A 12,083-nucleotide genomic window follows, 5' to 3' on the forward strand; every position below is an offset into this window, starting at 1 on the left:
CGGCGCCATCCGGCAATCATGCAAACTACTCTTCGCCGTTAAAACCGGCACGATTGAGCAGGAACTGCGACAGCAGCGCCACCGGACGACCAGTTGCGCCTTTGGCTTTCCCGGAACGCCATGCGGTGCCGGCGATGTCCAGGTGCGCCCAGTTATACTTACGGGTAAAGCGCGACAGGAAGCAGCCTGCGGTAATGGCTCCACCAGGACGTCCGCCAATGTTCGCCATATCCGCAAAGTTGGACTCCAGCTGTTCCTGGAACTCATCACCCAGCGGCAAACGCCACGCGCGGTCGCCAGCCTGCTCGGACGCACCGATCAGCTCATGCGCCAGCGGGTTGTGGTTCGACATCAGGCCGGTGATGTGATGGCCCAGCGCAATCACGCACGCGCCGGTCAGGGTCGCAACGTCAATCACCGCTTCCGGCTCAAAGCGTTCGACGTAGGTTAACACGTCGCACAGCACCAGACGGCCTTCGGCGTCGGTATTGAGCACTTCAACGGTCTGCCCGGACATAGTGGTCAGCACATCGCCCGGGCGATACGAGCGGCCACCCGGCATGTTTTCGCAGCCCGCCAGTACGCCGACGACGTTGATGGGTAGTTGAAGCTCGGCCACCATGCGCATTACGCCGTACACTGCCGCCGCGCCGCACATGTCGTACTTCATCTCATCCATGCCTTCGGCTGGTTTGATGGAGATACCGCCGGAGTCGAAGGTTAACCCTTTACCGACCAGCACAATCGGACGCGCGTCTTCGGACGGATTGCCTTTGTACTCGATGACCGACATCAGTGACTCGTTCTGCGAGCCGTGGCCGACGGCGAGATAAGAGTGCATACCCAGCTCTTTCATCTGCTGCTCGCCGATCACGCGGGTCACAACATTTTTGCTGTAGCTGTCTGCCAGTTGACGCGCCTGAGAAGCCAGATAGGCGGCGTTACAAATATTTGGCGGCATATTGCCGAGATCTTTCGCTGCTTTAATACCGGCGGCGATCGCCAGACCATGCTGAATAGCACGCTCGCCGCTGGTCAGCTCACGGCGGGTCGGTACGTTGAAGACCATTTTACGCAACGGGCGGCGCGGCTCGCTTTTGTTGGTCTTCAACTGGTCAAAGCTGTACAGCGTTTCCTGGGCTGTCTCAACGGCCTGACGCACTTTCCAGTAGTTATTGCGCCCTTTGACGTGCAGCTCAGTCAGGAAGCAGACGGCTTCCATTGAGCCAGTATCATTCAGCGTATTGATGGTTTTCTGAATGACTTGCTTGTACTGGCGCTCATCAAGTTCACGCTCTTTGCCACAACCAATGAGGAGAATTCGCTCAGACAGAACGTTAGGAACATGGTGCAGCAACAGGGTTTGACCCGGTTTGCCTTCCAGTTCGCCACGACGCAGCAGTGCGCTGATGTACCCGTCGCTGATCTTGTCGAGCTGCTCTGCAATCGGAGAGAGGCGGCGTGGTTCAAAGACACCCACGACGATGCACGCACTCCGCTGTTTCTCCGGGCTACCGCTTTTTACACTGAACTCCATGCACTACGCTCCTGAATCTTAAAGACAACAGCGGTGGCTACGGATAGAATTGCAAGCTTTCGTAACTCATACCCGCTGTTGCGGTGACTTCGTGTTAATCTTAACGTTATTACGGTATTGGCACGTCAGAACAATTTCTGAGAGGTGGATCCGTTGAGTATAATGATCTTAGCGACGATTTCGACGACTCAAGAGAATAAATGACGTTTAAGCCATGAAACAAGCTAAATTCCGGCAAAAGACGGGTTTTTACGGGCGTATTTAAAGTGATAATCATAAGATATCTGGTTCGGGAAACGCTCAAAAGCCAACTTGCGATCCTATTCATCCTGCTTTTGATCTTCTTTTGTCAAAAGTTAGTCAGGATCCTGGGTGCGGCTGTTGACGGTGATATCCCGGCGAATCTGGTGCTCTCGCTGCTGGGGCTGGGCGTGCCAGAAATGGCGCAACTTATCTTGCCCTTAAGCCTCTTCCTTGGGCTGCTAATGACGCTGGGCAAACTGTATACCGAAAGTGAAATTACGGTCATGCACGCCTGCGGGCTGAGCAAGGCTGTGCTGGTAAAAGCGGCGATGGTGCTGGCGTTGTTTACCAGTATCGTTGCGGCAGTCAACGTAATGTGGGCCGGACCGTGGTCCTCCCGGCATCAGGATGAAGTGCTGGCGGAAGCAAAAGCGAACCCCGGCATGGCGGCGCTTGCTCAAGGGCAATTCCAGCAGGCAACGAACGGCAGTTCGGTGTTGTTTATCGAAAGTGTTGATGGTAGCAGCTTCAAAGATGTGTTCCTCGCGCAAATCCGCCCGAAAGGTAACGCCCGTCCTTCGGTGGTTGTGGCTGATTCCGGACATCTGACTCAGTTGCGTGACGGCTCTCAGGTCGTGGTGCTGAATAAAGGTACGCGTTTTGAAGGGACCGCGCTGCTGCGCGATTTCCGCATTACCGATTTCCAGGACTACCAGGCGATTATCGGCCATCAGGCCGTGGCGCTGGATCCCAACGATACCGACCAGATGGATATGCGCACACTGTGGAATACCGACAACGCTCGGGCCCGTGCGGAGCTGCACTGGCGTATCACATTGGTATTCACCGTATTTATGATGGCGCTGATGGTTGTCCCGCTGAGCGTGGTTAACCCGCGGCAGGGTCGCGTACTATCCATGCTGCCAGCCATGCTGCTCTATTTGCTGTTCTTCCTGGTGCAGACGTCGCTGAAGTCGAACGGTGGCAAAGGTAAACTGGATCCGGTGTTCTGGATGTGGGTGGTAAACCTGGCCTATCTGGCGCTGGCGATTGTGCTTAACCTCTGGGATACGGTGCCGATGCGCCGCTTGCGTGCCCGTTTTATGCGTAAAGGAGCGGTATAATGCAGCCCTTTGGTGTACTTGACCGCTATATCGGTAAAACCATTTTTACCACCATCATGATGACGTTGTTCATGCTGGTGTCGCTCTCCGGGATCATCAAGTTTGTCGACCAGCTGAAAAAAGCCGGGCAGGGGAGCTACGATGCGATGGGCGCCGGGCTGTATACCCTGCTCAGCGCACCGAAAGATATCCAGATCTTCTTCCCGATGGCGGCGCTGCTGGGTGCGTTGTTGGGGCTGGGCATGTTGGCCCAGCGCAGTGAACTGGTGGTGATGCAGGCTTCCGGCTTTACCCGTATGCAGGTAGCGTTGTCGGTGATGAAAACCGCGATTCCGCTGGTGCTGCTGACGATGGCCATCGGGGAATGGGTGGCACCGCAGGGTGAACAGATGGCGCGTAACTACCGTGCGCAGCAGATGTACGGCGGCTCGCTGCTCTCTACCCAGCAAGGACTGTGGGCGAAAGATGGCGACAGCTTTGTTTACATCGAGCGAGTGAAAGGGGACGCCGAATTAGGCGGAATCAGCATTTACGCCTTTAACGACAAGCGTCGTTTGCAGTCCGTTCGCTATGCCGCCAGCGCGACGTTTGACCCGGAGCAGAAGGTCTGGCGTTTGTCGCAGGTGGATGAGTCCAACCTGACCGACCCGAAACAAATTACCGGTTCGCAGACGGTGAGCGGCACCTGGAAAACCAACCTTACGCCCGACAAGCTCGGCGTCGTGGCGTTGGATCCTGACGCGCTGTCGATTAGTGGTCTGCATAATTACGTGAAGTACCTGAAGTCGAGCGGCCAGGACGCCGGACGCTACCAGCTCAATATGTGGAGCAAAGTGTTCCAGCCGCTGTCAGTGGCGGTCATGATGCTGATGGCGCTGTCATTTATCTTCGGCCCGCTGCGTAGCGTGCCGATGGGTGTGCGTGTGGTGACGGGGATTAGCTTCGGTTTTGTGTTCTATGTGCTGGACCAAATCTTTGGCCCGCTGACGCTGGTGTACGGCATTCCGCCGATTATCGGCGCGCTGCTGCCAAGTGCCAGCTTCCTGCTGATTAGTCTGTGGCTGATGCTGCGTAGGTCGTAATCACAGTAAAGCGCAGTGCCTGATGGCGCTGCGCTTATCAGGCCTACCAGGGCCTGTAGGCCGGATAAGGCGTTTACGCCGCCATCCGGCACAGTAACACGGACACTAGCGTTTTCTCCCGCCCATCAAACTCCCCAACATGCCGCGGATTATCTGATTAGTGACCTGTCGCGCCGCGCTTTTCGCCACGCTCTGTACCACGCCATCGCGCTTGCCGCCGCGCGGTCCTGTGCTGCCAAACAAAATATCCTTCAACCCACCGAGAATACCGTCGTCAACCTCGACCGCTTTACCGTTGGCGGGAGGCGTATTTTGCTGCCCGGTGCTGGCTTGCACGCCTTGCTGTAAACGCTCATAGGCGGATTCGCGGTCGACCTCTTCCTCATATTTTCCGTACAGCGAAGAGTGATTAATCAGCCCGTTGCGCTCATCGTCCGTCACCGGCCCCATGCGGGAGCAGGGCGCAATCACCATTGCCCGCTCCACCACCGACGGGCTGCCTTTGGCGTCCAGGAAGGACACCAGCGCCTCGCCGGTGCCCAGCTCCTGAATAGCTTTCTCGGTATCAAACGCCGGGTTGGCGCGCATGGTTTGCGCCGCGCTTTTCACCGCTTTCTGATCTTTCGGCGTGAACGCGCGCAGGGCGTGCTGCACGCGGTTACCCAACTGACCAAGCACGTTGTCCGGAATATCCGACGGGTTTTGCGAGACGAACCACACGCCGACCCCTTTCGAGCGGATCAGGCGGATCACCTGTTCGATTTTATCCAGCAGCACCTGCGGGGCATCGTTGAACAGCAGATGCGCTTCATCAAAGAAGAACACCAGTTTTGGTTTTTCCAGATCGCCTGCTTCCGGCAGCTGTTCGTACAGTTCGGAGAGCATCCACAGCAGGCTGGCGGCGTACAGTTTGGGCATCTGGTAGAGCTTCTCGGCGCTGAGGATGTTGATCATCCCTTTGCCGCTGGCGTCGGTTCGCATCCAGTCTTTGATATCCAGCATCGGTTCGCCAAAGAAGTGCGCCGCGCCCTGTTGTTCCAGTGACAACAGTCCGCGCTGGATAGCGCCCACCGAGGCGCTACTGATGTTGCCGTACTGGTTCTGGAACGATTTAGCGTTATCGCCGATGTACTGCGTAATGGCCCGCAGATCTTTGAAATCCAGCAGCAACAGACCCTGGTCATCGGCAATACGGAAGATAATATCCAGCACGCCGGACTGCACGTCGTTGAGATTCAGCAGACGAGCCAGCAGCAGCGGCCCGAGATCAGATACCGTGGCCCGCACCGGGTGACCCTTTTCGCCAAAGATATCCCACACGGTGACCGGATTGGCATGCGGTTGCCAGTCGGTAATGCCGATGTTTTTCAGGCGGGCGAGCAGCTTTTCAGAGGCTTGTCCTTCCTCGGCCACGCCGGTTAAGTCACCTTTCACATCGGCCATAAATACCGGTACGCCAATCCCGGACAGCGATTCGGCAAGCTTTTGTAACGTGACGGTTTTACCGGTTCCGGTCGCGCCGGTAATCAGCCCGTGACGGTTGGCCATGCCTGGCAGTAAAAACAGTTCGGTGTCCGGCGTGCGGGCAATTAGCAGGGGTGCGCTCATTGAGATTTCCTCCATTTATCCTGCCTGGAGTATAGGCAATGTCCATCAAAGAGAGTATGCGATGGCGAGAGAAAATGACTTAAAGCGTATTGCCGTGATAAATCTGATACCCAAGATCCACGGTGTTGTGGTTATGGTCGTTGTTCTTGATTTTGCTCAGCAACATCTGCGCCGCCATGCGGCCAATGTCAAAACGCGGGGTGATCACGCTGGCGAGGCTTGGGATCATCTGCCTGCCCATTTCCAGCCCGTGAAAACCGGCAATTGAGATCTGCTCCGGAACGGCCAGCTCGCGCTCGCGGCACAGCAACAGCGCGCCCATCGCAATATCGTCGTTGGTGCAAAACACGCCGTCTACATCCGGATGCGCAGCCAGCGCGTCCCGCATCATCTGGGTGCCAAGATGAATGGACGAAATAGCGCGCGGATTGACGCGCAGCGGCACCAGACCCCGACGCGTCATGGCATCGCAGTAGCCGCGATAGCGTTGTTCATCGCGGACGTCGTCTTTCGAACCTAGGTAGAGGATTTTGCGCCGCTGGCGTTTATCCAGCATGGTGCTGACCATATCAAACGCCGCCTGACGGTTATCGAAACCTACTTCCATGTCCAGACGATCGCCCTGAATATCCATCAGCTCGACTACCGGAATGTTGGCTGAACGCAGAAATTTAACTGTGCGCAGAGTGTGATATTTCTCGGACAAAATAATGCCGTCGATATTGTACGACAGCAGGTTAATCACCGACTCTTCCTCTGATTCCCGGTCGTAATTGTAGTTGGCGATCAGCGTCTGATAGTTATGGTCCGAGGTGACTGACTCAATACCGGCCAGAATATCTGCGAACAACTGGTTTTGAAACGAGGGGATCAGCACGCCGAGCGTGTAGCTTTGCGCGTTCAGCAGCATCGCGGGCGCGCGGTTGGGGATGTAATTAATCTCCTCCATAATCTGCGCGATGCGTTCACCGGTTTCCTTTGCGACCTTTTTCGGCGAGCGAATGTAGCGGCTCACCGTCATTTTGGTCACGCCCGCCAGCGTGGCGATGTCTTGCAAAGAAATTCTGTGGTTCCTCATTTTCTCTCCAGTGCCGGGGAGCGTTGACCTGTGCTCCCCGGTGATGACCGTCTTAATGCAGGATGGCGTTCAGCGCCAGAACCCCCAGCAGCCCCATAATGGAAATCAGTGTCTCCATGACCGTCCATGTGCGCAACGTTTCCCCCACGCTGAGATTAAAATAGCCTTTAAACAGCCAGAATCCCGGGTCGTTAACGTGGGAGGCAATCACGCTGCCCGCGCCGGTAGCCAGCACCATCAGCGCCGGATCGGCATGCGTGACGTTGATAATCGGCAGCACCACGCCTGCGGTGGTGATCGCCGCCACGGTGGCTGAACCGAGCGCGATGCGCAGCAAGGCGGCAACCGTCCAGCACATCAGCAACGGAGAAAGCGACGTGCCGGTCATCAGGTGCGAGATATATTGCCCTACGCCGCTGTCGACCAGAACCTGCTTAAACGCGCCGCCCCCGGCGATGATAAACACAATCATCGCGATTGCGCCGATAGAGTCGCCAATGATATCCATAATTTGCTCGATCGTACGCCCGTTACGTCGACCAAGGGTAAAAATGGCGAGCACGATAGCAATAAACAACGCGACCGCAGGGTTACCGATAAACTCAAAGAACACCCGCACGCTGTTGGTCTTTGGCAGCGTAATTTCGCACACGGCGGCGACCGCCATCAGTATGACCGGGATAACCGCCGCAAAGATACTGTTCCAGAACGACGGCATCTCTTCTTCGGTGAACAGATGCGGGTTGAATAATCCTTCCGGCGGCGCTTTCTCAAAGCGGGTCAGCAGCTTAGAAAACAGCGGCCCGGCGACAATCACCGTCGGGATAGTAATAATAAAGCCGTACAGCAGGGTGGTACCGAGATTGGCCTCAAAAATGGTGGCAATCGCGGTCGGCCCCGGGTGAGGCGGCAGAAAACAGTGGGTCACGGACAGCGCGGCGACCATCGGTACGCCAACATACAGCAGCGGCAGGCCGGACGAGGCCACCACCGTAAACACCAGCGGCAGCAGCAGCACAAAGCCGACTTCGAAGAACATCGCCAGACCGACAACCAGACCGGTGATCACCAGCGCCCACTGCACGCGCTTTTTACCGAATGTGCCAATCAGCGTGGTGGCGATGCGCTGAGCCGCGCCGGTATCGGAAATCAGCTTGCCGAGCATTGCGCCGAAGCCGAGGATCATCGCCAGCCCGCCAAGCGTGCCACCGATCCCGTTTTGTATTGAGTGCAGAACGGCCTGTGCATCCATCCCTTCGGCAAAACCAACGACCGCCGCCACCAGGACCAGAGCAATAAAGCCGTTAACTTTAAAGCCAATCATCAGGACCAGGAGCAGCGCGACGCCTGCCGCAATTATTATTAATGGCATAATCGTTTCTCTTATATCCCCGTCATCCTTCAAGCTGCAGGCGTGTTGGCTGTAACTCGAATTATTCAGGGGGGAGCCAAAAATGCAGCGCCTGGGCGCTGCGTGATGTTGCGTTGTGTGGTATCAGACGGCGACCAGCATGCCGCCATCGACAAACAACAGGTGCCCGTTAACAAAATCGGATGCTTTAGAAGAGAGGAATACCGCCGCGCCGATCAACTCCTGCGGATCGCCCCAGCGCGCGGCTGGCGTACGTTTGCACAGCCAGGAGGTGAAGGCTTCATCCTCGACCAGCGCTTTGGTCATTTCGGTTTTGAAGTAGCCCGGCGCGATCCCGTTGACCTGGATATTGTGGCGTGCCAGCTCAACACACATCCCGCGGGTAAGCATTTTCACCGCGCCTTTCGAGGCGGCATACGGCGTGATGGTGTCGCGGCCCAGTTCGCTCTGCATGGAGCAGATGTTGATGACCTTCCCAGCCTGACGTTCCACCATGCGACGCGTTACCGCCTGGGAGACCAGGAATACCGCCGTCTGGTTCACGGCAATCACATCGTTCCAGTCCTGCTCCGGGAACTCGGTAAACGGATGGCGACGCTGGATACCGGCGTTATTCACCAGCACATCAATTTGGCCAATGTCTTTTTCGATATGGTCGATGGCGGCGTCAATGTCCTGTTTATGCGTAACATTGAACGGCGCGGCCACGGCGCGGATCCCTTCCTGCTGCAGTTTGGCGACGGCGGCCTCCGCGCGCTCCGGCGTAATGTCATTGACGATAATCTGCGCGCCATATTTACCCAGCCCGGTCGCCAGTAAATAACCAATACCCTGGGCCGAACCGGTGATCAGAATATTTTTGCCGTCCAGTGAAAAAAGATCGTTCATCATGCTATTCCTTATTTTATGTCTTCGAAAACGAGCTGGACCTTCGCCGCCTGGGTTTTATCCCCGGCGAAGATCAGCGCCTGTTCGAGGTCGGTAAACGGATATTCGGCGCTGAGTAACGGCAGCGGATCGATAACGTTATTCGCCAGCCACGACACTGCGGTGTTGAACTCGGTGGTAAAGCGGAACGAACCTTTGAGCGCGATCTCTTTGCCGATCAGCATCATCATCGGGAAGTCCGGCACCGCGCCGCCCATGCCGACCTGCACCATCACGCCTTTCGCGCGGGTCACTTCCAGACAGGTGGTGATTGAGGACGGATGGCCGGAGACTTCAAAGCTGACGTCGAAGTAGCCTTTCTCTTTTTTCCACGCGTCGAGCGAGTCCTGCTGCGGGTTAATCAGCGTGTCGGCTCCCATTTGTTGCGCCAGCGAGAGCGAGCGCGGGCTGATATCCGCACAGACGATTTCTGCCGCGCCGAGCGTTTTTACCGCGCTGACGATGAGGCAGCCGATAGGCCCAACGCCGGAGATAAACACGCGCTTGCCCTGCAGGTCGCCCGCTTCATGCGCGGCGTGGATCGCGACCGCCAACGGTTCGGCAAAGGCCATGACTTTTTCATCGGCCTCTTGAGGGTAGGGGATGCACTGCGCAGTATCGACGGTTTTAAACTGAGTAAAGCCGCCGTCGACGTGGGGAAAATACATGGCGCTGCCAAAAAAACGCATTTCCGTACACTGGTTTTCTTCATGCTGCAGACAGTATTTGCAGTGACCGCAGGGCTTCGACGGATTAATCGCCACCGACTGACCTTCATGTAATTCTGTTGAATCGCTGTGCACTACTTTACCAATAACTTCATGGCCTAAAATCATCGGCGCTTTAACGGTAAAATTACCGACTTTGCCTTCCTGATAATAATGTAAATCGGAACCACAAATTCCCCCGCGGGTAATTTGTACCAGCGTTCCTTTATTATTCCATTCTATATTTTGGTCGGTAATGGCAACAGTTTTCTTACCCGCGACAACGCAGGATTGGGTTTTGACTTGCATAAATGCCTCACTGGTCAGGTAGTAACCTCGGCAGCATTTAAACGGTTTTAATTGTTATTATTTGTGACGCAGATCACGCTGAGAAATTGTTACACTACAATGTTACGCATAACGTGATGCGCCCTGTAAATCTGCTCAGTCGCGGCGAAAAAAGGTGAATTCTGTAATGTGGAAGGCGTAGTATCGCGCCATGGAATATGAATCTGGAGTTTTTTCAATGGCCGGGGAAAGTTATATTTTGATGGGCGTTTCGGGAAGCGGTAAATCATTAATTGGCAGCAAAATTGCCGCAATGTTATCGGCTAAATTCATTGATGGCGACGATCTCCATCCCGCTAAAAATATTGATAAAATGTCTGACGGTATTCCATTAACCGATGAAGACCGACTGCCGTGGCTAGCGCGATTAAATGACGCCTCATACAGTTTATATAAAAAGAACGAGACCGGGTTTATTGTCTGCTCGTCATTAAAAAAACAGTACCGCGATATATTGCGTCAGGGCAGCCCGAATGTGCATTTTCTGTGGCTGGACGGCGACTACGAGACTATTCTGGCGCGCATGCAGCGTCGGGCAGGGCATTTTATGCCGGTGGGATTACTCAAAAGCCAGTTCGACGCGCTGGAGTGCCCGCAGGACGATGAGAAAGATATTGCCCGCATCGACGTGAACCATGACATTGAGCATGTGACGGAACAGTGCCGCCAGGCGGTGCTCGCGTTTCGTAACGGGCAATAAGCCCAGTCCCTTGCGGGACTGAGCCCGGCATCAGAAGTCGGCTTTCAGCACCACGCGGTAGCGGGCCTTGCCGTCACGCACGTGCTGGATTGCTTCGTTAATTTGCGACATCGGGTACAGCTCGGTGGTAGGCGACACCTTGCTGCGCCCGGCAAACTTCATCAGCTTGCGCAGCTCGAATGGCGTCCCGGTCGCCGAACCGGAGATGCTGCGATCCCCAGCAATTAAGGTAAATGCCGGCACCGGCAGCGGCTTCAGCACCGCGCCGACGGTATGGAAGTTTCCGCCGTAGGCCAGCGCTTCAAAATAGGGCTGCCAGTCGAGATCGACGTTAACCGTGTTAATAATGAGATCGAACTGGCCCGCCAGCGCTTTTAGCGCATCCGGATCGCGGCTGTTGACCACCTTATCCGCCCCCATCGCCAGCACTTCCTGCTCTTTCGCCGGATTGGAGCTGAATGCGGTCACTTCGCAGCCCATCGCGTGTAACAGCTTAATGGCGATATGCCCCAGGCCGCCGATACCGATCACCCCGACGCGGCTGGTGGCGGTGATATGGTGCATCAGCAGCGGTTTGAACACGGTGATACCGCCGCACAGCAAGGGGCCAGCCGCCGCCAGATCAATGCTCTCCGGCAGCGGGATCACCCACTGCCAGTCGGCTCGCAGCTTCTCGGCAAAGCCGCCGCGATTGAGAATAGTAGGAACGGAACCTTCCAGGCAGTTAATCTGATTACCGCTGATACAGGCGTCACAATGTCCGCAGCTGCGCGCCGTCCAGCCAATACCGACGCGCTGACCAACCTTCAGACCCTTATCCTGCGCCGCGCTGCCGAGCGCTGCCACGCGACCAATCACTTCATGCCCGGCAACCAGCGGATACTGAGAGAATCCCCATTCGTTGTCGATCATCGACAAATCGGAATGGCAGATACCGCAGTAATCGACCTGGACTTCGACATCTTCCGGCTTGAGCTCGCCCGCATCATATTCATAGAGTTCGAGTTCGCTGCCTGCTTCTTTGGCGGCGTAGCTTTTTATCATCGACATCGTGTTTCCCTCAGTGTGGTGTTGAACTGGAAGTGTAGAGCATGGGGAAACGGGGCGCTTCGCAGAAGGGGGGATTAAGAAGAGGGCAAACTGTGATGAGGGTTACAGCTAAGAAAGGTAATGCTGAAATTTTCAACACTTAGCAGGCCAGACACACGCTGGCGCTTGCATGGTGGCGCACGGCAGGTATAATCCACAACGTTTTCCGCATCCCTTCCGTGCCGGAGTGGCGAAATCGGTAGACGCAGTTGATTCAAAATCAACCGTAGAAATACGTGCCGGTTCGAGTCCGGCCTTCGGCACCATT

11 protein-coding genes, 1 tRNA gene and 1 pseudogene are annotated in these 12,083 nt (G+C 55.8%); 6 read left to right on the forward strand and 7 right to left on the reverse strand.

Annotated features, from left to right (window positions below; genetic code table 11):
- Positions 1-25 precede the first annotated feature (25 nt).
- Positions 26-1,537, reverse strand: coding sequence for a leucyl aminopeptidase (gene pepA / locus JTI85_RS03985; RefSeq protein ID WP_219352135.1), 1,512 nt, complete (start codon positions 1,535-1,537; stop codon positions 26-28).
- Between the two features lie 153 nt (positions 1,538-1,690).
- Between pepA and JTI85_RS03990 the strand changes: the two genes are divergently transcribed.
- From JTI85_RS03990 to JTI85_RS21725, 4 genes and pseudogenes are all read left to right on the forward strand, one after another.
- Positions 1,691-1,741: a hypothetical protein gene (locus tag JTI85_RS03990; protein ID WP_212723231.1), complete on the forward strand. Its 51-nt coding sequence runs from the start codon at positions 1,691-1,693 to the stop codon at positions 1,739-1,741.
- A gap of 62 nt (positions 1,742-1,803) precedes the next feature.
- Entirely contained in the window at positions 1,804-2,904 is a 1,101-nt protein-coding gene (gene lptF, locus JTI85_RS03995; protein ID WP_048212825.1) for an LPS export ABC transporter permease LptF, read from the forward strand.
- Positions 2,904-3,986 (forward strand): LPS export ABC transporter permease LptG, encoded by a 1,083-nt coding sequence (gene lptG / locus JTI85_RS04000; protein WP_048212824.1) that lies wholly within the window; start codon positions 2,904-2,906, stop codon positions 3,984-3,986. The genes lptF and lptG overlap by 1 nt, the downstream gene beginning before the upstream one ends.
- Before the next feature lie 15 nt (positions 3,987-4,001).
- Positions 4,002-4,080 (forward strand): annotated as a pseudogene (locus JTI85_RS21725) (hypothetical protein); the annotation flags it as partial.
- Positions 4,081-4,091: 11 nt separating this feature from the next.
- On the opposite strand, the gene JTI85_RS04005 reads toward JTI85_RS21725, so the two are convergent.
- From JTI85_RS04005 to idnD, 5 genes are all read right to left on the reverse strand, one after another.
- Positions 4,092-5,594, reverse strand: coding sequence for a helicase HerA-like C-terminal domain-containing protein (locus tag JTI85_RS04005; RefSeq protein WP_121585399.1), 1,503 nt, complete (start codon positions 5,592-5,594; stop codon positions 4,092-4,094).
- A 79-nt stretch (positions 5,595-5,673) separates the two neighbouring features.
- Complete coding sequence (locus JTI85_RS04010; RefSeq protein ID WP_048212823.1) at positions 5,674-6,672, reverse strand: LacI family DNA-binding transcriptional regulator; 999 nt, start codon at positions 6,670-6,672, stop codon at positions 5,674-5,676.
- A 52-nt stretch (positions 6,673-6,724) separates the two neighbouring features.
- Entirely contained in the window at positions 6,725-8,044 is a 1,320-nt protein-coding gene (gene idnT / locus JTI85_RS04015; protein WP_016155581.1) for a gnt-II system L-idonate transporter, read from the reverse strand.
- Positions 8,045-8,167: 123 nt separating this feature from the next.
- On the reverse strand, positions 8,168-8,932 hold the full coding sequence (idnO, locus tag JTI85_RS04020; protein ID WP_048212822.1) for a gluconate 5-dehydrogenase: 765 nt from the start codon (positions 8,930-8,932) through the stop codon (positions 8,168-8,170).
- 11 nt (positions 8,933-8,943) lie between these two features.
- On the reverse strand, positions 8,944-9,987 hold the full coding sequence (idnD, locus tag JTI85_RS04025; protein ID WP_101743090.1) for an L-idonate 5-dehydrogenase: 1,044 nt from the start codon (positions 9,985-9,987) through the stop codon (positions 8,944-8,946).
- Positions 9,988-10,204: 217 nt separating this feature from the next.
- Between idnD and idnK the strand changes: the two genes are divergently transcribed.
- The gene (gene idnK / locus JTI85_RS04030) at positions 10,205-10,726 is read left to right on the forward strand and encodes a gluconokinase (protein WP_048212820.1); all 522 of its coding nucleotides are present in this window, start codon (positions 10,205-10,207) and stop codon (positions 10,724-10,726) included.
- A 30-nt stretch (positions 10,727-10,756) separates the two neighbouring features.
- Here idnK and JTI85_RS04035 read toward each other — a convergent pair whose 3' ends face one another.
- Positions 10,757-11,776, reverse strand: coding sequence for an NAD(P)-dependent alcohol dehydrogenase (locus JTI85_RS04035; RefSeq protein ID WP_032937718.1), 1,020 nt, complete (start codon positions 11,774-11,776; stop codon positions 10,757-10,759).
- 220 nt (positions 11,777-11,996) lie between these two features.
- On the opposite strand from JTI85_RS04035, the gene JTI85_RS04040 reads away from it, so the two are divergent.
- Positions 11,997-12,081 (forward strand) — tRNA-Leu (locus JTI85_RS04040).
- The last annotated feature ends 2 nt before the right edge of the window (positions 12,082-12,083 follow it).

Origin of the sequence: Citrobacter sp. Colony219 (genome assembly GCF_019382635.1) — a bacterium.
Lineage (GTDB): Bacteria > Pseudomonadota > Gammaproteobacteria > Enterobacterales > Enterobacteriaceae > Citrobacter > Citrobacter youngae.